The following is a 23,744-nucleotide window of genomic DNA, read 5'->3' as shown; positions in this document are numbered from 1 at the left end:
CAGCAGTGGGGGAGCCGGCCGGCGCCGTGGAAGCGGTGTTCCGAGAGGAACACGGCCGGCTCCTTGCGGCGCTCGTCCATCGCTTCGGCGATCTCGACCTCGCCGAGGAGGTCGCATCGGACGCGCTCGAGGCGGCGCTCGTGCACTGGCCGGTCGACGGCGTCCCCGAACGCCCGGGTGCCTGGCTGTTCACCACCGCCAGGCGAAGAGCGCTGGACCGGGTGCGTCGCGACCGGGTCTACGCGACGAGGCTGGCCGAACTTGCCATCGACACCGAACGCCGCACTGCGCAGGAAACACCCGAAGGTGGCGAGCTGCCCGACGACAGACTCGAACTGTTCTTCACCTGCGCTCACCCCGCCCTTGCCGCCGACGACCGCATCGCATTGATCCTGCGCTGTCTCGGTGGACTCACGACGAGCGAGGTCGCCCGCGCCTTCCTCGTCCCGACCGCCACGATGGCACAACGAATCGTGCGGGCCAAGAAGAGGATTCGAGGTGGGCGAATTCCGTTCCGGGTACCCGGCCGCGACGAACTGCCCGAGCGGTTGCCGGTGGTGCTCGCGGCGCTCTATTCGATCTTCACCGAGGGATATGCCGCGAGCAGCGGAGAGCGCCTGCAACGTATCGACATCGCCGACGAAGCGATCCGCCTCACCAGCATTCTGCACCGGCTGATGCCTTCCGAACGCGAGGTGACCGGCCTGCTCGCGCTGATGCTGCTCGTCCATGCCCGTCGGGACGCGCGCATCGACCCCTCGGGCACGGTGATGCTGCTCGACGTGCAGGATCGCACCCGATGGGACCACTCGATGATCGAGGAGGGCAGTGCACTGGTGGTCACCGCACTCACCGGCGGGCCGCCCGGTCCGTACGGCGTGCAGGCCGCCGTCGCTGCGCTGCACGACGAAGCGAGCGATGTCGACAGCACCGACTGGCCGCAGATCGTCGCGCTCTACGACCTGCTGGCTGTCCTGAGTCCGTCCCCGGTCGTCGCTCTGAACAGGGCTGTCGCGGTGGCGATGCGCGACGGCCCCGAGGCAGGACTCGCACTGCTCGAGCGCCTCGTCGACGAACCGGGACTGCGTGACTACGGGCCGTATGCGGTGGCGCGGGCCGAGCTGCTGCGTCGATCGGGCCGGAACTCCGAAGCAGCGGAGGGGTACCGGCGTGCACTCGATTTGGTCGGCACCGAGCCCGAACGGCGGCATCTTCGAGCAAGGCTGGCGGAACTAGGGGAGCCCCACCACCGGTGACCGACCCTCCGGGCCGGGATCCCGAGAGGCCGGCGCGTTCCGATGCGCCGGCCGATGACCCGGAACCGAACTGTCGATCGATGCTCAGCGATATTCGTCCACCAGTTCCAGATAGTCCTCCCACAGCGGCGGCGGAGTATCGGTCAACGCCGCGTTCAGTTTGTCGAGGTAGTACTGCCAGCCCGGCCCGATCTCACCGACCTCCGATCGCGGAACATGACGATGAGTGAACTCCAGGCTGGTGACCTGTCCGACCTGGCGCAGCGCCACCTCGAGCAGCCATCCGTCCTGATCGACAGCGAATCGGGCCGGTGGAGTGCATCGCAGTATCTCGACGTCGGTGGTGGCAACGTCGTGGTCGTCGGTCATGGTCAACCGCACACGACCCGACGTCGGATCGCCCGTGTACGTGCCGTACCAGCGCTCCAGCTTCTCGGGTTCGGTGAGCGCGGCCCAGACTTCACCGATCGGGAGAAGGAAATTGCGACGATAGACGAGGCGGACCATCGACGAATCGCTCGGGCAATCGCGTTCCGGGCTCACTTCACCGGTCACTGTCCTCGGCGTGCTCATCGCAACTCCTCTCGGTGCTTGCTCACCGCTATCGGTATTGTCCTGCATCCGTCGGCGGCGCAACCGGGTTTCACCGTGCTGATTCGGGGGCGGGGTCGAGCGACGCGCGCAACCGTTGGTTCGGCAGTAGCGCTACTGCGGCAAGCCCTACGAGAGACAGAACCGACATGTGGAGAAATACCCGCGTGGTGCCGTCGCCGTGTGGCGGGACCGTGGTGGCGAGGAGAGGCAGTCCCACTGCGGCGCCCATGAGGCGGAAGAAGAAGACCGCTGCACCGGCCGCTCCGAAACGCTCCGGAGTCACGATGTTCTGCACCAACGCCACGACGTTCTGCAGCAGAACCCCGATGCCGAGACCGAGTAGTGCGACCGCAACTTCGATCTGCCAGATCGGTGCGGTCCGGTCGACGAAGGCGAGCATCGTGCATCCGAAGAATTGGAGCACCGCCCCGGCCACCAGCATCGCCTTCCACTTGCCGTATCGGGTGATCAGGAGACCCGATGCGTAGGACGACAGGGCGAGACCCAACACCAGAGGCGTCAGGAGAATCCCTGTGGCAGTGGCAGTGTGATGACGGGCTGATTGGAGGTGGTCACTGAGGAAGGACAGAGCCGCATAGAATGCGAATCCCGAGACCACGGACACGACGACGGTGCAGGCGACGGTACGTTGCCCGAGCAGATCGACGGGAACCACTGGCAGGGATGCGCGACGCTCGACGGCCACCGCAGCGACGAGGAGAACACCTCCGACGATCAGGTAGCCGGCCCCGGGCCACGACAGCCGGCCCTCGTCGCGTCCTCCGCTGCCGGTGACCCACACGAGAAGCAATACCACCCCTCCGGTGAGCAGGACCGCGCCCATCCAATCGATCCGTGCACCCGAGGAGTTCCGCTTTCTCGGCTTCAACGTGCGTCGAAGTGTGATCAGAGCAAGCACGGCAGGCGCTGCCGGAACGAGGAAGCAGGTACGCCACCCGAGGGGAGTGTCGACGAGTGCTCCGCCGAGCAACGGACCGCCGGCCATCGACACTGCCATCACGACGGCGCCGTACCCGGAGTAGCGGCCCTGCTCTCGCGGCGGAATGAGCGCACCCAGAACGGCCACGGTGACAGCAACGACGCCGCCCAGGCCGACTCCCTGCACCACCCGTCCTGCCAGGAGGGCGAACAGGGCGGGGGCGGCGGCCGACATCACGGAACCGACCGTCAGGGTCAGCAACGCTGCTTGGATCAGGAACCTGGTTTCGTGACGGTCGGACAACGACCCCCAGATCGGTGTCGACGTTGCATTGGCCAGCAGCGCGACCGTGATGACCCACGTCGATGCGACGGAGCCACCGTCGAATTCGGTGACGACCGCGGGTAGCGCGGGTATCGCCACGGTGCTCGAGAGCAACGCGGCGAACAATGCTGCGAGCAGGGGGAGAAGCACGCGCAGAATGTCGTGGTGTGTCGGTGCAGGGGTGACCGACGCAGGTGCTGAGAGGTGCGGAACAGCCGCATTGTGCGAGGACATGGCGGGTCCTTGGGGAAGTCGGCACTCGACGGGTCGAGAGCCGGAGTCGGAGGCGTAGCAGCATGAAACGGGGCACGCCGGGATCGGACCGCCGAAGGGCGGGATCACCACTGCGGTACTCGTCGCTCCATGTTGCGCATTCGAATCACTTCTCCTCGGACGAGGCGAACCATTACCGGTTCACCTGCTCGATATTCCTATTGTGCGTCGTCGGCGGGCCCGGACACGAGTAGTGCCCTACTCGAACTTCTCCGGGCCGACGCGGTAACCGACGGAGCAACCGTGCGGATCGGGCCTGCGGGGCGTACATGAGGTGAGTGTTTCGGACACCCGGGACGAAGCGAATGCGCACCGAGGCGGGATTCCGCACGGCTCACCAGGCGAGCTCGCCATCTGCCGGAATCGGGTAGCGGACTACTCGTGTCCCGGTGCGCAGATTCCGACACGCTCGATGTCGATGTGACAGCACAACCGGAGGTACCGATGAAACGCCTGGTCATCTGCTGCGACGGCACCTGGAAACGTGCCGACGAGATCAACGTGTCGAATATCGAGAAGATTGCACGCGCAGTCGATCCGGAACCGAGTGGTGGTCCTGTGCAGATCGCCTACTACTCCAGTGGGGTCGGAACCGGAGCCACTCGCACAGATCGTGTACTCGGTGGCGCGTTCGGTCTCGGACTCGACACCGCTCTCGTGGGGGCCTACCGATTCCTGGCATTGAACTACAACCCGGGGGACGAAGTCTTCGTGTTCGGATTCAGCCGCGGCGCGTATACGGCGCGAAGCCTGGTGGGCATGATCTCGAGGATCGGACTGCTGACGTCCGACGGAGTGGCACGAAACGAGCTCAAGAACGCAATAGCTGTCTACCGCAACGACACACCGGCATCTTCGAAGGACAAGGAATCGTTCCGGAAGCTCTGCCATCCCGAGAGCGACGTCGAAATCGGATTCCTGGGCGTGTTCGACACCGTGGGCACGATGGGCGTGCCCGGCCTCGGGAGGAGGAAGTACGGCTTCCACAACGTCGAACTGGCTCCGTGCGTCCGGTTCGCTCGGCAGGCTCTCGCCTTGGACGAACGACGCCGGCCGTTCACCCCTTCTGTCTGGAGCAGAGGGAAGGCCACAGGAACCGACGTGAAACAGGTGTGGTTCCAAGGCGTCCACACAGACATCGGGGGAGGCTACGAGGAGTCCGAACTTTCGGACATCACGCTGTCGTGGATGATGCGCGAGGCGGGAGAACGTGGTCTCGTGTTCCACGATTGGTCCGATGTCGAACCGCGAATCGATCCTCGTACAGAGTCACACGATTCGATGACGGGCTGGTATGAGCTCGCGGGGACGGTCGAGGTCGTCGGTCGACGCCTGGCTCGCCGGCCGGATCATCGGTTCAGGCAAGGCCGTCGCATTCTCGAGATCCGGGAGTCCGACGGACAATCGGGTGACTGTGACGTCCGCCTCGCGGAGCCGGCATACGCACATTGGAAGAGGTCGGTCGAGGAGGGAACGGGGAGCCTGTCCAATGTCGGTTGGTGGATCAAAGAGTTGGAGCGTCGACGAGTCGATCCATCCACTCGTATCGAATCGATCTCGAAACGTACGCAGCTGCAATCGCATTCCGTGGACGCGTAGCCACACTCGTGTTCTCGGAGTGAGTCGGTTACGAGGAGGCCCCGATGTCCACCGCAGCTACTCAGGGCGACGGACGACCCCACCCGCCATCCGTCGGTGAGGACAGGACCGCCATCCGATTCGACAAGCTCGGCGGTCCGGCAGGCGTCGGGTGGCAGGAGGACACGCTCACACGCGCTGCGGAACTCGAAGCCCACTGCGTATGCGTGGAAGAACTGCACCCGTGTCTGCAGGGCCGGGTCCTGTGCGGCGCCGTCCGCCGTCATCTCGATGCCGCTCGTGAAGCTGCGGGATCGGGCAGGTTCCGCGTGCGCCGGTCGGCTCTCGTTCTACGCGGGGGTCCTTTGATGGAACGCGCGATGAACAATCTCGACGCTGTCGAAGCGCATCTGCTGAACCTGGAACCGGCCGAGAAGGTGCTCGGCCGGATGCCCTGCCTCCTCAGGCATGTGCAGTGTCATCTGCATCCGGACGATCCCCGCAGACGAGAGTTCGAGGGTTTCACGCGGAAGCTCGGAATGGGGGGAGGCCTCGACCCATCGCTGCCGGTGACCGCCGAGCCGAAACGGGCCGACCGGCTACGGCTCGTGGAGGACGAGCGACCCAAGATCGTTGCCGTCGTTCGGTCGGCGAGTTCGGCTGCGCTTCGAGAACAAGTGCGGCTCCGAAGTTTTCGTAACATCGTGGTTACCACGACCGTGCTCATGGCGCTTCTCGCCGTCGGGATCGCGATCACGGGACTGATCTACCCGGCGCTCGTCCCCATGTGCTTCGTTCCCGAGGATTCGGGTACGGCGATGGTGGTGTGCCCGAATGCTCAATCCGAGCCGTTCGTCCCGATGAGCGGCGAGCCGGCGTCGGACGGGCGCCAAGTCGACGACATGCTCACGCAGACCGTCCGGCCTGCCGACCTCCTGGTCATCGAACTGGTCGGGTCGACGGCTGCTGCGGTGGCGGCTGCCGCCGCGATTCGTGGTCTCAAGGGGTCGTCGGAACGGTACGGGCTCCCTGTCGCACTCGCAGCGCTCAAACTTCCCATGGGCGCAATCACCGCGTTTCTGGGATTGCTGCTGCTGCGCGGTCAATTCGTCCCGGGACTCGGTGCCCTGGACACCTCGGCGCAGATCGTTGCCTGGGCGCTCGTGTTCGGCTACGCGCAGCAGCTGTTCACCCGGCTCGTCGACCAGCAAGGCCAGGTCGTACTGGAGAACGTGCGTGGGGCGGACAGGCGAGAAACCGGAGCGATCCCGGACTGACGATCCGGCAGCGGCCGACACGGGCATGCGGTGTTCGAACCGGACGAGCAGTACGGAGAGGAAGAATCCGGGCGAAATACCGCGATCATTCCGTTACCTCTCGTAGGCTTCCGGATGGAGTCGATGAGGGGGTTACATGACGGGAGTGCAGCCCGGACATTGGAGCAGACGACGTTTCCTTGCCGGGATGGCCGCCACGATGGCAGCGCTGGTGGGCACTGCAGGGACGTTCGCACGCGAAGCGGACGCCAGTCCCCTGAGCGAGACGCCACCGGTGCGCGACACGATCAACGGTGTGCTGGCGTTCGTCGTGCCCGGAAACGATCCGTATTCGCACCAGCAGGGTGTGTGGACCGACGTCCCGGGTGGCGTGACGGTGGCCACCGCGCAGTCCCTCGAGCGGACCCTGGACCAGGCATCGCCGGTTCCACTGCTCGGACCGGCCGCGGGGAATCTGCCGGGTGCGGCAGCAATCGCGTTGTTGCTCAACACCTTCGGTGTCACCGCTGATCCGGGTTCGGTGAACGGACCGTTTGCGGCGCCGTTCGCGAACCTGAGTCATGCGCGCAAGGCGCAGGTCTTCGAATGGCTCGACACCGATCCGCGCTTCGAAGGCCTCGTGCTGAAATTCGTGGTCAACGCGATTCCCACCCTCGCGGCCTTCGCCGCCTTCTCGGAGGTTTCCGCGTACGACCGCACGCGGCGTGAAGTCACGGGGCGGCCGGTCGGCTGGGAGCTGAGCAACTACGCCGGGCCGAGCGACGGGTGGGACGAGTTCCTCGGCTACTACGGCGGAATCGACAAGGTGGAGGGGTAGATGACCGACGTCATCGTCATCGGCGCGGGCGGCGGCGGGCCCGTCGTGGCCAAGGAACTCGCAGCTCGTGGACTCGATGTCCTCGTGCTCGAGGCCGGTCCCCGATTCGCCGACCCCGAGAACGAATGGACGCACTTCGAGGACGATGTCAACAACCCCATCACCGGGTTGTTCCGCCACGGGCCGGGCGACCGGTCGCGCACCCCGTGGCTGCGTGACCTGCCCCAGAACTCGTTCGTGTGGCAGGTATCGGGAGTCGGTGGCACCACGCTGCACTTCTTCGGAAACTCGCCTCGTGCCGCAGCCGGGGCATTCATGGGTTACGAGGGTGCCGATCGCGACATGTACGACACGGCACACCTGTTCCCGTTCGGCTACGACGAACTTCGGCCCTATTACGAGTGGGTGGAGGCCACGCTGCCGGTGCAGACCGCGCCCATGGGCGCGAAGGAACAACTGTTCCTTCGTGGCGCAGCCGGAATCGGGTTGCCGCACCAGACATCGCTCGACACGACCCGGGCCTCCCACCGGGCTCAGCAGAACGCGATCCTGCAGCCCTCCGGAACGGCCGCGCGCACCCGCGACCGCTCGCGATTGCGATACCCGGAAGCCCAGGGATGCACGATGTGCGGGCATTGTTACCAGGGATGTTTCCTTCCGATGGGCGCGCCGCGAAATCTCAAGGCCAAGCGCTCCACCGACAATTCGTATGTACCGATGATGCTCACGGCGGATGCCTGGTCGCCCCAGGGCCGCCCCGTCACGCTGATCACCGATGCGGTCGTGTCCGACATCCTTGTCGAAGACGTGAACGGGGAGACCACCGCCCGCGGTGTGAGGTTCACCAGGGCGGGGGAGGAGCACGAAGCGACCGCCCCGGTGGTCGTGCTCGCAGCAGGCTGCATCGAGGCCCCGCGCCTGTGGTTGAACTCGGGGCTGCCGAACCCCAACGGATGGGTCGGCCGCGGCCTCACCGACCACCACATGGACGCGGTCTTCGGTGTGTTCGACGAGTACACCGGCCAGACGAGAGGTCCGGGTTCGAATGCGCGTGTCGACCTGCCCGGATACGGCGGGATTGAACAGGTGGGCCTGCCCCCGGCGTTGATCGCGTATGCGCTGAACTTCAGCGACTCCGGGATCCACGGACACGGACGAGCCGGGAGTGTCGTCGATTCCGCGGGTGCCGACAGCATGGGGCGACTCGTGGGGCGCGACCTGCTCGATACGATGGCGGATACCGATCGGGTCCTCGCGGCGCTCGTCATTTCCGACGACGACGTCGAACCGGAGAACCGGGTGACGCTTTCACCGATCCTGTATCCGGACGAGGGCGGCCTGGCGCCCCGCGTGACCGTGCATCATCGCCGGCGATCGGCCCGCACCCGCCGCAATCGCGACTACGCGACCCGAAAAGCGGTCGAATTGATGCGGGCGGCGGGCGCGAAGAGGGTACATCGGTGCGATTGGCCCCCGCTGATCCTGCACTCACAGTCGAGTATGAGGATGGGCCTGAGCGAACAGGATTCGGTGCTCGACGCGGACGCCGAGGCACGATGGGTGAAAAGGCTGTTCGTGGCGGACAATTCCGCGCTGGCCAACAGCCTCGGAGGTCCGAACCCGACGTTGACGACACAGGCGGTCGCTACCCGTACCGCAGAGAAGATCTTCGCGAAGTATTTCGGGGGCAGCGCCTGGGTGGGACGGGAGAGCCCGGTGTCGTCGATCGACGACCGGGTCACGGCAGCGGTGATCGAGTGCGGCATCTGAACTCCGGGAACCCTCGCGCGAGCGAGTGATTCGCGTGGAGGGGAACCGTCGGGCGTCTCGGTGCGTCGAACGAGACAAGGGGCCGTGAAGGACAACGGTCCACGACGGGAGGAGTTCACCGGCATGGACCCACGAACGGTGCGATGTGTCCCGGGCCGATCACCCCTGCGCACTCTCCGGTCTACGGCGGGGCCGCGCTCGGCAATCCGGATTCGATGCGTGCGAACCCATCTCGACGAGAACCCCTCCCGCGACCGACACCAGGAGGCGGACGACGTCGACGATCCCGACTTCGACGGCACGACTGCCTGAAGTGCTCGCCGGCCGGCCTGCTCGGTCAGGCGGCCGGGAGCTGCGACGCCGCTTGCGGATCGAGGAACCACACGGTGCGTTCGGTTCCGCAGGCGCCGGCTGCCGGAATCTCTTCTGCTGCGGCACCTCCCACAGCTGCCGCGACCGCGTCCGCCTTGGCGGCGCCGGTCACCAGCAACCACACCTGGCGTGCCCGCCGTACCGCAGGCAGAGTCAAGGTCACCCGCGCCGGCGGCGGTTTGGGTGAGTCGTCCACACCCACCACGAGGCGCTCGGACTCACGCACGGCGTCGGTGTGAGGGAACAGCGAATTGACGTGCCCCTCTCCGCCCATGCCGAGCAGATGCACGTCGAACACCGGCACGGTGCCGTCCGGAGAATGCGCGGCAAGCAGTTCGGTGTAGCGCTGCGCGGATGCTTGCGGCGTGCTGCATCCATCCTCGCCGAGCGCCGGCATGGCGTGGATGCGGGCGGGGTCGATCGGCACGTGATCGAGCAGTGCCTGCCGGGCCTGCACCTCGTTCCGATCGGGGTCGCCGGGCGGGAGAAAGCGCTCGTCGCCGAAATACACGTTCACGGCAGACCAGTCGATGCGACCCTGATCGCGGCGCACGTGCTCGAGCATCGCGACACCGCTACCGCCGCCCGTGAGCACGACGTGGGCCTGCACCCGTTCGCGTTGCGCGGCAACGATCGCATCGACGAAGGCGGCGGCTGCCGAGCGTGCAACCTCGTCGGCATCGGCGAAACGCAGAATCTCGCACGGGCGGGCCGGATCAGACATATTCCACCTTCGGCAGGGCCGACAATGCGGCTTCGTAGACTTCGTCGGGATCGAGTCGGCGCAGTTCCTCGGCGAGACACTCCGCGGAGTTCCGGCGCGCCAGGCTGATCAAGGAATCGGGTTTGTGGGTGCGCGCGAGGGTCGCCACACGACCCTCCTGGGGCCGCTCGAGGACGATGGTCTGCGACGCCGTGCGTAGTTCCACCCGTAGTTCGCCGACCGCCCGCTCGACGGGACTGTCGACGCAACTCGCGAGCCAGCCCGCGATCAGATCGACCGCCGGTTCGGTTCGCAGACCCGAGACGCGGGCCGAGAGCACAGGCTCGTACGGCGGCTGATCGAGCGCCGAGACCAGCAGAGCGCGCCAGTAGGTGATTCGTGCCCACGCCAGATCCGTATCGCCCGGCCGGTAACCGGACAGGCGAGCGGCAAGTTCGGCGCGCGGATCATCCGAGTTGGTCACGTCGGTGATGCGGCGGACGGCGAGACGCCCCACCGGGTCCTCGGCGGGCACCGGGGGAGCCTGATTGGGCCACCACGCCACGACCGGCGTGTCCGGCAACAGGAACGGCACGACGACGGATTCCTGATGCTCGCCGAGTTCGCCGTGCAGGGCGAGGATGAGCGCCTCGGAGGCGCCCGCCTCGCCCGCGACCCGGATCTCCGCGTCGAGCCGCGACGGGCCGTCGTGACGACCCCGGCCCACCACGATCACGCGACAGGGATGCTCCTTCGACGCCTCCGTCGCTGCGGTGATGGAGGCATCGAGACCCCGCGCGTCGCCGGCGCACACGATGAAGGTGAGGACACGTCCCTGCGTGACCATTCCGCTCGACCGTCGCAACTCCACAAGCTTGCGGCTGATCGCGTTGGCGGAGGTGTTGCGCAACTGCAGCCTCACGGGCGCCTCCATTCCCGGCCCGTGCGCTGCAGCATCTCGTCGGCAGAGGGCGGGCCCCAGGTCCCGGCCTCGTAGGGTTCGGGTCGCCCGTTCGCCGCCCAGTGCTCGAGCACCGGATCGAGGATCTTCCAGGACAACTCGACTTCCTCGTCCACCGGGAACAGCGACGGGACGCCGAGGAGCACGTCCAGGATCAGCCGCTCGTACGCCTCGGGGGACGAGACGGTGAACGCCTGGCCGTAACTGAAGTCCATGTTCACGTCCCGGACCTCCATCTCGGAGCCGGGTACCTTCGATCCGAAACGCATGGTGATGCCCTCGTCGGGTTGCACGCGGATGACGAGCGCGTTCTGGCCGAGTTCCTCGGTCATGGTCCTGTCGAACGGCAGGTGCGGGGCACGTTTGAACACGACCGCGATCTCGGTGACCCGTCGCCCGAGCCGTTTGCCGGTCCGGAGGTAGAACGGAACCCCCGCCCACCGGCGGGTATCCACCTCGAGGGTGATGGCCGCATACGTCTCGGTGGTCGAGTCCTTCGCGAAACCCTGCTCCTCGAGCAGGCCGACGACCTTCTCGCCGCCTTGCCATCCGGCGGCGTACTGGCCACGCGCAGTGGTCTCCTCGAACGGCTCCGCCGGGCGTGTCGCCGACAGCACCTTGATCTTCTCCGCACGCAGTTCCGACGCGGCGAAGCTCACCGGCTCCTCCATCGCGGTGAAGGCGAGCAGCTGCAGCAGGTGGTTCTGGATGACATCGCGTGCAGCGCCGATGCCGTCGTAGTAGCCCGCCCGGCCACCGAGGCCGATGTCCTCGGCCATCGTGATCTGCACGTGGTCGACATAGTGGGCGTTCCACACCGGCTCGAACATCTGGTTCGCGAAGCGCAACGCGAGGATGTTCTGCACGGTTTCCTTGCCGAGATAGTGGTCGATGCGGAAGACGGAATCCTCCGAGAACACCTCACCGACCACCGAATTCAGCTCGCGTGCAGTCTCCAGATCGTGACCGAAGGGCTTTTCGATGACGACGCGGCTCCACGCGCCGTCGTTTGCGACCGCCAGGCCCGACCGCGACAGCTGCCCGCACACCACGGGGAAGGCGGCCGGGGGCACCGAGAGGTAGAACGCGTGGTTGCCCGCCGTGCCTCGTTCGCGATCGAGCTTCTCGAGGGTCGTGGCGAGTTCCGCGAACGCCGCATCGTCGTCGAAGGTGCCTTGCACGAAGCGGATCCCTTCCGAGAGGCGTTGCCAGACCTCCTCGCGGAAGGGAGTTCGCGAATGCTCACGCACGGCGTCGTGGACCACCCGGCCGAAATCCTCGTCGGCCCACTCTCTCCGTGCGAATCCGACGAGCGCGAATCCGGGCGGTAGGAGCCCGCGATTGGCGAGATCGTAGACGGCGGGCATCAGCTTGCGCCGGGCCAGATCGCCGGTGACCCCGAAGATCACCAGTGCACACGGGCCGGCGATTCGGGGAAGCCTGCGATCTCTGTTGTCCCGGAGCGGATTCACCCACTCCGCCGCACCGGATTCGGGCACGTTCAGCCCTCCGCGCCCGGCGCGTGAGCCGCCAGCTGTTCCGCTGTCGCCGCGAGCAGATCCTTCCAGGCCACCACGAACTTCTCGACACCCTCGTCCTCGAGCTTGCGGAAGACGTCGGGCAGGTCCACGCCGATCGAGGCCAGCACGTCGAACACCTGCTGGGCGGAGGCGATGTTGCGGGTCACCGTGTCGCCGGTGATCTCACCGTGGTCGGCGACCGCCTCCAGCGTCTTCTCCGGCATCGTGTTGACGGTGTTCGGCGCGACCAGTTCGGTGACGTACAGGGTGTCGGGATAGTCGGGGTTCTTCACACCGGTCGACGCCCACAGTGCACGCTGGGGGACCGCACCCGCCTCGGCGAGCTGCTCGAACCGCGTTCCGCCCTCGAATGCCCGCTGGTAAGCGGCGTACGCGAGTCGTGCGTTGGCGACGCCCGCGCGGCCGCGCATGGCCAGTGCCTGGTCGGTGCCGATCTCCTCGAGACGCGGGTCGATCTCGGTGTCGACACGCGAGACGAAGAACGACGCCACCGAACGGATCTTCGACAAGTCGTGACCGGCCGCCTTCGCCGCGGTCAGACCGTCGAGGTAGGCCTCGATGACCCGCTCGTAGCGGTCGACCGAGAAGATGAGCGTGACGTTGACGCTGACACCCTCGCCGATCACCCGGGCGATCGCGGGCAGGCCCGCCACCGTTGCCGGGATCTTGATGAACAGGTTCGGGCGGTCGACGATGCGCCACAGTTCGAGCGCCTGCTGGACGGTGTCGTCCGTCTTGTGCGCCAGACGCGGGTCGACCTCGATCGACACCCGTCCGTCGAGGCCGTTCGTCTCCTCGAAGACCGGGGCGAGCACGTCGCAAGCGGAGCGCACGTCGTCCGTGGTGACGGTGCGGATCGCCGTGGTGGCGTCGGCGCCGGCACCGGCGAGGTCGCGGATCTGCGCGTCGTAGGCATGACCCTTCGACAGTGCGGCCTGGAAGATCGACGGATTGGTCGTCACACCTACGACACTGCGGGTCGCGACGAGCTCGGCGAGCTTGCCGGAGTCGATGAGGTCGCGGGACAGGTCGTCCAGCCACACCGACACGCCCTGGGCGGACAGTTCCGCCAGCGCAGCGTTCTGCGCAGAAGTCTGCTGGGTCATCCGATCATCCCTTCACTCGGGTAAGCGAGCGGCGCGCGGCGTCGACGACGGCCTCGGCGGTGATGCCGAACTCGCGGTACAGGGTCTTGTAGTCGGCGGACGCGCCGTAATGCTCGAGCGAAACCGGCTCACCGGCATCACCGATCAGGCGGTACCACGGCATCGCGAGCCCTGCCTCGACGGAGACGCGGGCGCGCACCGAGGGCGGCAGGATCTCGTCGCGGTAGGCCTGGTCCTGCTCGAGGAACCGGTCGAGCACCGGAACCGATACGACGCGGGTCGGCACACCGTCGGCCTCGAGAGTCTCGCGGGCGGCGACTGCGAGCTGGACCTCGGAACCGGTGGCGAGGATCACGACCTCCGGGGTCCCGGACGACGCTTCGGCCAGCACGTAGGCGCCGCGGGCGACCCCCTCCGCAGCCTTCTCCCGCGTGCCCTCGAGCACCGGAACGTTCTGGCGAGTCAGAGCGAGCGCCGTCGGGCCCGTGCGGTTCTCCAGAGCTGCCTTCCACGCGAAGGACGTCTCGTTGGCGTCGGCCGGACGGATGACGGCGAGGTTCGGGATCGCCCGTAGCGCTGCGAGGTGCTCGATGGGCTGATGCGTCGGGCCGTCCTCACCGAGACCGATCGAATCGTGCGTCCACACGTAGATCGCCGGGGTCTGCATGAGGGCAGCGAGGCGCACGGCAGGTCGCATGTAGTCGGAGAAGACGAGGAAGGTGCCGCCGTAGGGGCGGGTCGGGCCGTGCAGGGCGATGCCGTTGAGGATCGCGCCCATCGCATGCTCACGCACACCGAAGTGCAGGGTGCGTCCGTAGGGCTGCGCAGTCCAGTCCTTGGTGGAGATCGATGCGGGGCCGAAGGAGTCGGAACCGGGAATCGTGGTGTTGTTGCTGCCGGCGAGGTCGGCCGAGCCACCCCACAGTTCGGGCAGTATCGATCCGAGCGCGGCGAGGACCTTGCCCGACGCAGAGCGAGTCGCGGGCCCGCTCTCGGTGGGCTCGTAGGTCGGCAGTGCGTCGACCCAGCCCTCGGGGAATTCACCGGCGTGCAGGCGATCGAACAGTTCCTTTCGCTGCGGCTCGCGTGCGGCCCAGGCGTCGAACTCCGCCTGCCACGCCGCGCGGGCCTCGGCGCCACGCGTGACGACCTGCCGGGTGTGTTCGATCACGGCAGGGTCGACGTCGAAGTTCTTCTCGGGGTCGAAACCGAGGACCTTCTTGACCTCGGCGACCTCGTCGGCGCCGAGCGCGGCACCGTGCGCGTCGCCGCTGTTCATCTTGGTCGGCGCGGGGTAGCCGATGATCGTGCGGACGGAGATGAACGACGGGCGGTCGGTGACGGCCTTCGCGGCCTCGACAGCCTCGAGCAGCGCGGTGACGTTCTCGCCGCCCTCGACGGTCTGCACATGCCAGCCGTACGACTCGTAGCGTTTGGTGACGTCTTCGCCCAGCGCGATCGCGGTGTCGTGCTCGATGGAGATCTTGTTGTCGTCGTAGAAGACGATGAGATTGCCGAGCTGCTGCACACCCGCGAGCGACGACGCCTCGGAGGTCACACCCTCCTCGATGTCACCGTCGGACGCGATCACGTAGACGTAGTGGTCGAACGGGCTCGTGCCCGCAGGCGCCTCGGGGTCGAACAGGCCGCGCTCGCGGCGTGCGGCCATCGCCATACCCACAGCCGAGGCCAGTCCCTGGCCGAGCGGGCCGGTGGTCATCTCGACGCCGGGCGTGTGCCCGTACTCGGGGTGACCCGGGGTGAGGGAACCCCACGTGCGCAGCGCTTCGAGGTCGGCCAGCTCGACGCCGTAACCGGACAGGTAGAGCTGGATGTACAGCGTCAGGCTGGAATGTCCGCACGAGAGCACGAAACGATCGCGACCGACCCACTCGTGGTCGGTGGGATCGTGACGCATCACCCGCTGATAGAGGGTGTAGGCGAGGGGAGCGAGGCTCATCGCAGTGCCGGGATGCCCGTTTCCGACCTTCTGCACGGCGTCCGCAGCGAGCACGCGAGCGGTATCGACTGCCTTGGTATCCAGGTCGGTCCAGTCGGCCGGATGCGCAGGCTGGGTGAGGGTGCGGATCTCGTCTGTGATCGACACGAGCTTGAAGTCTCCTGACATGGGTGTACGGGGTCCCGGCGGGTGAAAGTCGGCCCGCGCGCTACTTCAGACTAGTGCGCTGCTCCGAGTGGGTCGATTCGGTCCGGGCATCGGTCCGGTCTAACATCGTCCGTAGTAGAGGAGCGTCCGGAACCGGGCGACCGTGAACGGGCGAAACGAAGGTGCGGATCCGCGTGGGACAAGGAGACAGTGTGCGGGCAGGGCGACGGCCGGGAGGACACGGCTTCGGCGCCCCCGAAGCGCCTCGTGCCCCCCGCCCCGAGACCGCGTGGGGCCGGATCTCCGGCACCATCCTCGCCTACATCGCGCTGACCAAGCCGCGGGTGATCGAACTCCTGCTGGTCGCAACGATTCCCGCGATGCTGTTCGCCGACCGCGGGAACGTCGACATCGTGCTCATCCTGAGCACCCTGTTCGGCGGTTGGATGGGAGCGGCGAGCGCCAACGCGCTGAACTGCGTCGTCGACGCGGACATCGACAAGGTCATGAAACGCACGGCGTTGCGTCCGCTCGCCCGACAGACGGTGCCGACACGCAATGCCTTCGTCTTCGGCATGGCGCTCGGTGTCGCATCGTTCGTGTGGTTGTGGTGGCGGGCCAATCTGCTCGCCGGGCTGCTCGTCGTCGCGACCATCGCGTTCTACGTGCTGGTGTACACGATGGTGCTCAAGCGCCGGACCTGGCAGAACGTGGTCTGGGGCGGCGCCGCCGGGTGCATGCCCGTGATGGTCGGCTGGGCCGCAGTGACGGGCTCGCTGAGCTGGGAACCGATCGTGTTGTTCCTGGTGGTCTTCTTCTGGACACCGCCGCACACCTGGGCTCTCGCGATGCGCTACAAGGAGGACTACAAGGCGGCGGGCGTGCCGATGCTGCCGGTGATCGCGACCGAACAGCACGTCACCAAGCAGATCCTTGCGTATACCTGGGCGACGGTGCTTGCGACTCTGGCCATCGTCCCGGCCGCCGGCGTGATCTATGCGGCTGTTGCGCTACTGGCGGGTGCGTGGTTCCTGATCGTCGCCCACCAGCTCTACAGCAGCGTGCGCGGTGGGGCGACGGTCAAGCCGCTCAGGCTGTTCCTGCAGTCCAACAACTATCTCGCGGTGGTGTGCCTGGGCCTGGCGATCGACTCCGTGCTCGCACTGCCCACGATCGGCTCGTACTTCTGAGCGGCCGCTGATCTTCACAGCCTGTGCCCCGGCCGGTCGGCCGGGGCACAGGCATCTGTGGGCTCAGGGGAGCAGGACGATCGAGCCGGTGGTGCGGCGCCCCTCGAGATCGGTGTGGGCGCGGGCGGCCTCGGCCAGCGGGTAGCTCGCGCCGATCCGGATGGTCAACGATCCGTCGGCGAGCGCATCGAGTACGTCTCCCGCACGCCACAGCAGCTCGTCACGGTCGCGGGTGTAGTGGGCGAGGGTGGGTCGGGTGACGAACAGCGAACCTGCGGGGTTGAGGCGCTGCAGGTCGAAGGGCGGGACGGGACCGCTCGCCGCACCGAACAGTGCAACCGTGCCCCGCACCCGCACGGACGCCAGTGAGGCCTCGAAGGTTGCGGCCCCCACACCGTCGTATGCTGCGGCGACTCCCTCACCGCCGGTGAGTGCGCGCACCCGCTCGGCGAGATCGTCGCCGTACCGCAGCACTTCGGCCGCACCGGCCCCGCGGGAGAGCTCCTCCTTCTCGTCGGAGGACACCGTGCTGATCACTCGCACACCCTTCGCCGTGGCGAGCTGGGTGAGGATCAGACCGACACCACCGGCGCCGGCGTGGAGGAGGACGGTGTCGCCGGGTTGCGCCGGGTACGTCGAGTTCAGCAAATAGTGCGCCGTCATGCCCTGCAGCAGCACCGAGGCAGCCTGCTCCGGAGATACGGAATCGGGGACCGGTACCGCCACGTTCTCGGGGACGCGGACGAGCTCGGCGTAGGAAGCGGGGGCTGCGCACCACGACACGCGATCGCCCACTGCCGTGTCCCGGACGCCCTCGCCCACCGCGACGACCGTGCCGGTACCTTCCGATCCGGGTATATAGGGCAGGTCGGTGGGATAGAGACCCGTTCGAAAGTACGTGTCGATGAAGTTCACGCCGATCGCGTCGGTGCGGACGAGCAACTCTCCGGGGCCGGGCTCGGGGTCGGGCCGCTCGACAGAGACGAGGACGTCGGGGCCGCCGTGCTGTGCCACTTCGATTGCATGCATGCGGCTCACAGTATTCTGCAGACATGAGCGTGGAAACCCAGGTCGTGGCCGCACCGGCCGACATCGTCTCGTCCATCCGCAGTTTCGTCGCGGCACACGGGGGCTCCGGCAAGGCCGTGCTGCAGCCCATCGGTCTGTCGGGCGTCCGGATCACTGTGGTCGCCGCCGACGGCACTCTCGGCGACCGTGTCGCCAAGGACCTTCCGACGGCACGCGCGATCGTCGAGGAGATCCCCGACGTGGAGATCTCGGAGTGGGATCGAGAGATCACCAGCATCGCCAACCCGCAGAAGGGGCACTGGGCGAAGATGGCCGGTTGGGTGGCGGGTCAGACCCGGTTCCCGAAGGCGCGCAACGAGCGCTGACAGACTCCCCACGCGCTGCTCCGCCGACAACGAACCACCTCCCTCAGTTCGAGGTCGTGGAGGGGCCGTCTCGCCGGTGCGTCAGGCGGGGACGGGTTCGCGGTCGGGTGCGGAAGTGCGCACGCGACCGGCGGCCCACACCGCAGCGGTGGCGGCCGTGCACAGGCCCGCACCCGCGACGTGCAGGACGACGAGTACGGCGGGCACGTCCGTCCAGAACTGGACGAGGCCGATGCCGGCCTGCGCGACCACCAGGACGAGAACGACCTTCAGCCGCACCTTGACGGAGTGCGGGGCATGTACGGCGTAGACGGCGAATGTGAGACCGATCAGCAGGGCCAGATAGCCGACGAGCGCCTCGGCGTGCAGGTGGACGAGATTCGTGATGTCGAGTGCGAGCCGGGGGACGGGATCGTCTGCGCTCTTGTCTCCGGCGTGGGGGCCGGCGCCGGTGACCATCGTGCCCAGGACGAGGACGGCACCGAGCGCGACACCCGACAGAGCGGTGAGCCATCGCAGCGGCTGGGGGAGGACCTGGACCACGGTGCCCTCGTCGGGCTCGCTCACCTTTGCGTAGAGCACGACCGCCAGCCACACCATGAGCATCGAAGCGAGCATGTGGATCGCGACCGTCCACCACGCGAGACCGGCAAGCACGGTGATGCCACCGATGATCGCCTGCAGCACGGTCCCCGCGGGCATCAGCCACGCCCAGGCGATGACCTCCCTGCGGCGGCGTGCCCGGGTCACTGCGAGCACGATCGCGGCGGCAACGGCCACCACCACGAAGGTGAGCAGGCGGTTGCCGAACTCGACCACCTGGTGGAGGGTGTCGACTTCGCTCGACACGCCGACCGGGATCATCGACCCGGGGAAGCACTGCGGCCAGGTGGGGCAACCCAGCCCGGAGGCGGTCACCCGGACGACCGAGCCGGTCACGGCAATGCCGCCCTGGGTGAGAATCGTGAGGAACGCGATGATCTTCTGCGTCCGCAACGAGGGCATCGGGAGACGGTCGACAAGGCTCAGATAGCCGCGATACAACACGGATCCGATGGTACGGCGTGAACCACTACACGCTGTAGTTGGGTGGTGCCGGATCCGGGCGCCCGACGCTCAGGTGAACCGGAACCATCTCGCCGCGGCCGTACCACCGATGGCCGTCCACACCACGAGCGAGACCACCGAGAGCCAGTCGAATGCGCCTGCCACGGCGTTCTCGAGCGCGAGGGTCAGCGCTCCGGAAGGCACGACGCGCAGCACGTGGGCCAGCGCATCCGGAATCACGTCGCCGAGAACCGCGACGCTGCCGATCCCGAGCAGCACGAACCACACGATGTTCGCCAGAGCGAGCACGATCTCGGCGCGCAGAGTGCCTCCGAGGAGCAGGCCCAGTGTTGCGAACATCACTGTGCCGAGCGCGATGACGACCGCGCCGATCAGTAGCCCGGCGAATGTGGGACGCCATCCCAGGGCCAGCCCGATCGCCCCGAGCAGCACGGACTGCACGACGACGACGATCCCGACCGCAGCGCTCTTGCCCGCGATGATTCCCCATTTGGGCAGCGCCGTCGCACCGATCCGCTTGAGGGCACCGTAGCGCCGGTCGAAGCCCACGGCGATCGCCTGGCCGGTGAAGGCCGTCGACATCACCGCCACCATCATCACCGCCGGCAACACCCGCTCGACACGCGAGTCGCCGAGATCGCCGATCGGCAGAAGAGACAGGCCGATCAGGAGCGTCACCGGGATGAACATGGTCAACAGCAGTTGCTCGCCGTTGCGCAGCAGCAACTTCAGTTCCATGGCGGTCTGCGCCGCGAGCATCTTCGACGGCGAGTTCGGCTTCGGTCGAGGGACGAAGGTTCCTTCCGCGAACCTGTTGTTCACCAGACGATCGTGGGTCACGCTCACCCTCTCAACTCCCGACCGGTCAACTCGAGGAAGACGTCCTCGAGGCTGCGCTGATCCACCCGGATCTCGGTTGCCAGCGCTCCCAGATTCGCGCACCACGACGCAGCCGCTGCCACGACCGACGGGTCGATCGTGCCTTCGACGAGGTACCGCCCGGGATTGTCCTCACAAACCCGATGGGTGCCCGCCAGAGTCGACTGGAGCGCGCTCACGTCGAGGCCCGCAGGCGCGGTCAGCCAGAGCTGACCCTCTGCGCCGTCACGGGTGACCTCGTCGGGGGTGCCGGCCGCGACCACCCGCCCGTGATCGATGATCACGATCTCGTCGGCGAGTTCTTCGGCCTCGTTCATCAGGTGGGTGGTGAGCAGCACGCTCACGCCGTCGCGCCGAAGCGCGTCGATCAGTTCCCACACGAGCAGACGTGCCTGGGCGTCGAGACCGGCGGTGGGTTCGTCGAGGAAGACGAGTTCGGGGCGCCCGACCAGCGCGCACGCGAGCGCGAGACGCTGCTGCTGTCCTCCCGACAATCGGCGGTAGGGGGTGCGCCGCGCTTCGGAGAGCCCGAGTCGTCGGAGCAACCAGTCGGGATCGAGGGGGTCCGCCGAGTACGCCGCGACCAGATCGAGCATCTCGCCGGCGCGTGAACCGGGGTAGGCGCCCCCACCCTGCAGCATCACCCCGATCCTGGGGCGCAGGGAATCGGAGTCGGCGACGGGATCGAGGCCCAGGATGCGGACGGTACCGGCATCGGGGGTGATGAAACCCTCACACATTTCCACGGTCGTGGTCTTGCCTGCGCCATTGGGACCGAGAAGGGCGAGCACCTGGGCACGTTCCACGGTCAGGTCGAGACCGTTCACCGCGGTGATGCCCCCGTAGGTCTTGACGACGCCGTCCAGGCACACAGCCGGCGGCGCACCGGCGGGAGAACTCGGGATCACAGGTTTCCAGCCTAGGCGTCCGTGGTTTCCACCGGACGCGGTGGTGTGCGCTCCTGCAAACGCCACGGCAATCGTGAGCGGGTCGCGACGATGATCAGACCGACCACGACGATGGTCGCGATCGACGCCTGGACGATGATGAACGGCTGGTACTCGCTTCCGTTGGGCATGAGGATCATGCCGACCACCGACGAGAACGCGATGGTGGGAATCCTGAACACCGGACGGGTCGCCCAGGCTGCGAGTGGGATCACCGCCCACAGGAGATACCAGGGCTGAACCACGGGGAAGAGCAGCACGATCGCTCCGAGCGACACACCCAGCGCACCCACAGGGTGGAGTCGTCCCTTGAGCACCGCCAGCAGCATGCGCACAGTGATCAATCCGGCGACCAGTGCCGCGATGGGGCGGGTGATCGACAGCACCGCGGTCGTGTGATCCCCGAGACCGAGCAGCACGCCACCGAGGCCGGTGCCCATGCCGAGCAGGGTCGGGATCGACATCCAGCTGCGGACCTCGGTCGCCGTGCCCAGCGTCTGTGTCCATCCCAGCCCGAGTCCGCTTCCCCAGCTCACCGCGACGATGACGACGGCAGAGCCGAGACCCAGCACCGCGGCCGCGGCTGCCACGGCCCGGAAGGTACCGCCCCACTTACGTGCCAGTGCCATCCCGACGAATCCGAGCGCGAGCAACGACGGCACCTTGATCATCGACGACAGCGCCACGAGAGCCGTACCGGCTGCGAGCCATCCTGCGAGGTGGAGCCGGGAGGACGACTCGTCCGCGGGATGGACCGCGCGCAGAGCCAGTTCGACGCCGGCGAGCATGAGCCCGAGCATGAGCGCTTCGTTGTGGATGCCGGCGACCAGATGGAACAGCAGCAGGGGATTCGCCGCACCGAGCCACAGCGCGCTCACGGATGCGACACCGCATCGGCGGGCCAGGCGGGGCAGTGCCCACACGATCAGAGCGACGCCGACGAGCGCGAACAGTCGGTGCACGAAGATGCCGGCGACGATGTTCTCGCCCGTGAGATGGGTGATCTTCTCGCCGATCCACAGGAAGGCTGGACCGTAGGGGGCCGGAGTATCACGCCAGATGTTGGGTACCGTGCGCGTCAGGACGTGGTCGACGCCCAAGGCGCCCGCAGGTCCGATCGCGTACGGATCCAGTCCCCGCGCCGCGATCTCGCTCTGCGCGAGGTAGGAGTACACATCCTTGCTGAACATCGGAGGTGCGACGACGAGCGGGAGGATCCAGAGCAGCAAGGTGCGGTCGAGTTGCGATCGGCTCAGGCGACGTGGCGGACCGTCCGGTTCCCGGCGGCCGATCGCGAACCGGCCGAGTAGCAGCCACGCGAGGATCACCAGCGCCGTGCCCGTCATCGTCATCGTCAAGGCCGCACTGGGCATCCGCGCGGCCAGACCGAGTGCTCGTACGCCCTGCACAGGGTTCTGCAGGACCGGTTGAGCGCCGGCACCGAGGGCGCCGACCGCCATGAGTACCGCTCCGGTGGCTCCGAGAAGGCGAATGCGGTGCAGATAGGTGGTCTGCGCAGTATCGAGCCCGCGACCTTCGGCCTCGTCGCCGTGCAGAACCACGGCGACGTCCGCGTGCGGACTCGGGGCATCGAGGCCGAGGGCCCGCCGGAACCATCTACCCGCTCGCTCGGCGACTCCGGGTCGGCCCGGCGCCGGGGAAGTCGTACGCGAGGCGGACAGGGGAGGAGTCGACGGCACGTCAGAAGCGTAACGGTGCGGCCGGGGTGGTCATTTCCGGCTCGGGCACCCGTGTAATGAAGGGCACCCTTAGTGGACCGAGCTTCCGAATTCCGTCACACTGGTGTTGTGAAAAACCCGTCCGACACCGCTGAGCGCGCCGAACGTGCAGGTCAAGCACCTGCCGCGGCGTCGTCGCGGGCTGAGGACGTACGTCGGACCTCATCGGCGACCGGACGCGACGCGCCGGAAGGGCAGACGCGCGCAGCGGTCGTGCAATTGCTCCTCGAAGAAGGCCCCATCACCGCGCCCGAGATCGGCGAGCAGCTGGGGCTGAGCGCCGCAGGGGTGCGGCGGCATCTCGATGCCCTCATCGAGTCCGGTGAAGCGCAGGCCGCGGCGCCACCACGACGCCAGGGCCGAGGCCGCGGGCGGCCTGCCCGCCGTTTCCAGCTCACCGCGGTCGGTCGTGCCCGCCTGGGGCACTCCTACGACGATCTCGCGACTGCCGCGATGCGGCACCTGCGCGAACTCGGTGGCGACGCCGCCGTGGAGGACTTCGCGCGGCGCCGCGTGGACTCGATCCTCGGCAGCATCGCGCCCGCCGACCGGAACGACGACGACGTCGAAGCCGTCGCCGAGGAGATCGCCGGAGCGTTCACCGCTTCCGGATTCGCGGCGTCGACCCGCCGTGTCGGTACCGGCGTGCAGATCTGCCAGCATCACTGCCCGGTATCCCACGTCGCAGAGCAGTTCCCCGAACTGTGCGAGGCCGAACAGGAAGCGTTCGTACGGATCCTCGGAACCCACGTGCAGCGACTTGCGACGATCGCCAACGGTGACGCCTTCTGCACCACTCACGTGCCGGTTCTGGCCAGAGTGGAGGCGCCTCGGCCGGAGCCGGAGCCGCCCACGTGATGCCCATACCTCCGGTGTTCCGCGAAACCGGGCACCTCCGAAAGACATCC

At 67.3% G+C, this 23,744-nt stretch carries 20 protein-coding genes; 8 read left to right on the top strand and 12 right to left on the bottom strand.

Annotated elements, in window-relative coordinates; all coding sequences use genetic code 11:
- Positions 1–5 precede the first annotated feature (5 nt).
- The gene (locus tag ABZ789_RS19235; RefSeq protein ID WP_358427032.1) at positions 6–1,256 is read left to right on the top strand and encodes an RNA polymerase sigma factor; all 1,251 of its coding nucleotides are present in this window, start codon (positions 6–8) and stop codon (positions 1,254–1,256) included.
- A gap of 84 nt (positions 1,257–1,340) precedes the next feature.
- On the opposite strand, the gene ABZ789_RS19230 is transcribed toward ABZ789_RS19235, so the two are convergent.
- Positions 1,341–1,829: an SRPBCC domain-containing protein gene (locus tag ABZ789_RS19230; RefSeq protein ID WP_358427029.1), complete on the bottom strand. Its 489-nt coding sequence runs from the start codon at positions 1,827–1,829 to the stop codon at positions 1,341–1,343.
- 70 nt (positions 1,830–1,899) lie between these two features.
- Positions 1,900–3,348, bottom strand: coding sequence for an MFS transporter (locus tag ABZ789_RS19225; RefSeq protein ID WP_358427026.1), 1,449 nt, complete (start codon positions 3,346–3,348; stop codon positions 1,900–1,902).
- A 483-nt stretch (positions 3,349–3,831) separates the two neighbouring features.
- On the opposite strand from ABZ789_RS19225, the gene ABZ789_RS19220 reads away from it, so the two are divergent.
- The 4 genes from ABZ789_RS19220 (at position 3,832) to ABZ789_RS19205 (ending at position 8,829) form a co-directional block, all read left to right on the top strand.
- Complete coding sequence (locus ABZ789_RS19220; protein WP_358427023.1) at positions 3,832–4,986, top strand: DUF2235 domain-containing protein; 1,155 nt, start codon at positions 3,832–3,834, stop codon at positions 4,984–4,986.
- Between the two features lie 44 nt (positions 4,987–5,030).
- Complete coding sequence (locus tag ABZ789_RS19215) at positions 5,031–6,242, top strand: hypothetical protein (RefSeq protein ID WP_358427021.1); 1,212 nt, start codon at positions 5,031–5,033, stop codon at positions 6,240–6,242.
- Between the two features lie 136 nt (positions 6,243–6,378).
- Positions 6,379–7,059 (top strand): hypothetical protein, encoded by a 681-nt coding sequence (locus ABZ789_RS19210; protein WP_358427018.1) that lies wholly within the window; start codon positions 6,379–6,381, stop codon positions 7,057–7,059.
- Complete coding sequence (locus ABZ789_RS19205) at positions 7,060–8,829, top strand: GMC family oxidoreductase N-terminal domain-containing protein (RefSeq protein WP_358427015.1); 1,770 nt, start codon at positions 7,060–7,062, stop codon at positions 8,827–8,829. It begins immediately after the preceding gene.
- 337 nt (positions 8,830–9,166) lie between these two features.
- Here the strand turns inward: ABZ789_RS19205 and pgl are convergent, their stop codons facing one another.
- Genes pgl through tkt form a run of 5 tightly spaced genes read right to left on the bottom strand, consistent with a single transcriptional unit; the run spans position 9,167 to position 15,619 of the window.
- Positions 9,167–9,925 carry a 6-phosphogluconolactonase gene (pgl, locus tag ABZ789_RS19200; RefSeq protein WP_358427012.1) on the bottom strand — a complete coding sequence of 253 codons (759 nt, stop codon included), beginning with the start codon at positions 9,923–9,925 and terminating at the stop codon, positions 9,167–9,169.
- Positions 9,918–10,826 carry a glucose-6-phosphate dehydrogenase assembly protein OpcA gene (gene opcA, locus ABZ789_RS19195; protein WP_358427009.1) on the bottom strand — a complete coding sequence of 303 codons (909 nt, stop codon included), beginning with the start codon at positions 10,824–10,826 and terminating at the stop codon, positions 9,918–9,920. Before opcA ends, pgl begins: the two co-directional genes overlap by 8 nt.
- Positions 10,823–12,364 (bottom strand): glucose-6-phosphate dehydrogenase, encoded by a 1,542-nt coding sequence (zwf, locus tag ABZ789_RS19190; protein ID WP_358427006.1) that lies wholly within the window; start codon positions 12,362–12,364, stop codon positions 10,823–10,825. Before zwf ends, opcA begins: the two co-directional genes overlap by 4 nt.
- Before the next feature lie 2 nt (positions 12,365–12,366).
- Positions 12,367–13,512 (bottom strand): transaldolase, encoded by a 1,146-nt coding sequence (gene tal / locus ABZ789_RS19185; protein WP_358427003.1) that lies wholly within the window; start codon positions 13,510–13,512, stop codon positions 12,367–12,369.
- Positions 13,513–13,516: 4 nt separating this feature from the next.
- A complete protein-coding gene (gene tkt / locus ABZ789_RS19180; RefSeq protein WP_358427000.1) occupies positions 13,517–15,619 on the bottom strand; it encodes a transketolase in 2,103 nt (700 codons plus the stop codon).
- 212 nt (positions 15,620–15,831) lie between these two features.
- Here tkt and ABZ789_RS19175 point away from each other — a divergent pair, with 212 nt between their 5' ends.
- The gene (locus ABZ789_RS19175; RefSeq protein ID WP_358427082.1) at positions 15,832–16,809 is read left to right on the top strand and encodes a heme o synthase; all 978 of its coding nucleotides are present in this window, start codon (positions 15,832–15,834) and stop codon (positions 16,807–16,809) included.
- A 63-nt stretch (positions 16,810–16,872) separates the two neighbouring features.
- On the opposite strand, the gene ABZ789_RS19170 is transcribed toward ABZ789_RS19175, so the two are convergent.
- Positions 16,873–17,838, bottom strand: coding sequence for a quinone oxidoreductase (locus tag ABZ789_RS19170; protein ID WP_358426997.1), 966 nt, complete (start codon positions 17,836–17,838; stop codon positions 16,873–16,875).
- A 23-nt stretch (positions 17,839–17,861) separates the two neighbouring features.
- Here ABZ789_RS19170 and ABZ789_RS19165 point away from each other — a divergent pair, with 23 nt between their 5' ends.
- Positions 17,862–18,203: a hypothetical protein gene (locus ABZ789_RS19165; protein ID WP_358426995.1), complete on the top strand. Its 342-nt coding sequence runs from the start codon at positions 17,862–17,864 to the stop codon at positions 18,201–18,203.
- An 81-nt stretch (positions 18,204–18,284) separates the two neighbouring features.
- Here the strand turns inward: ABZ789_RS19165 and ABZ789_RS19160 are convergent, their stop codons facing one another.
- The 4 genes from ABZ789_RS19160 to mptB all read right to left on the bottom strand — a co-directional run bounded on the left by ABZ789_RS19160 (position 18,285) and on the right by mptB (position 22,659).
- A complete protein-coding gene (locus tag ABZ789_RS19160; protein ID WP_358426992.1) occupies positions 18,285–19,250 on the bottom strand; it encodes a COX15/CtaA family protein in 966 nt (321 codons plus the stop codon).
- A gap of 69 nt (positions 19,251–19,319) precedes the next feature.
- On the bottom strand, positions 19,320–20,117 hold the full coding sequence (locus ABZ789_RS19155) for an ABC transporter permease (protein ID WP_358426989.1): 798 nt from the start codon (positions 20,115–20,117) through the stop codon (positions 19,320–19,322).
- Entirely contained in the window at positions 20,114–21,058 is a 945-nt protein-coding gene (locus tag ABZ789_RS19150) for an ABC transporter ATP-binding protein (protein ID WP_358426987.1), read from the bottom strand. The genes ABZ789_RS19155 and ABZ789_RS19150 overlap by 4 nt, the downstream gene beginning before the upstream one ends.
- An 11-nt stretch (positions 21,059–21,069) precedes the next feature.
- A complete protein-coding gene (gene mptB / locus ABZ789_RS19145; RefSeq protein ID WP_358427079.1) occupies positions 21,070–22,659 on the bottom strand; it encodes a polyprenol phosphomannose-dependent alpha 1,6 mannosyltransferase MptB in 1,590 nt (529 codons plus the stop codon).
- A 210-nt stretch (positions 22,660–22,869) separates the two neighbouring features.
- Here mptB and ABZ789_RS19140 point away from each other — a divergent pair, with 210 nt between their 5' ends.
- Positions 22,870–23,694 carry a metalloregulator ArsR/SmtB family transcription factor gene (locus ABZ789_RS19140; RefSeq protein ID WP_358426984.1) on the top strand — a complete coding sequence of 275 codons (825 nt, stop codon included), beginning with the start codon at positions 22,870–22,872 and terminating at the stop codon, positions 23,692–23,694.
- The last annotated feature ends 50 nt before the right edge of the window (positions 23,695–23,744 follow it).

The organism is Rhodococcus sp. NPDC047139, assembly GCF_040643435.1.
Classification (GTDB): Bacteria; Actinomycetota; Actinomycetes; order Mycobacteriales; family Mycobacteriaceae; genus Rhodococcus.
Note: the sequence above shows the minus strand (reverse complement) of the source record. Positions and strands in the feature narration are given on the sequence as shown.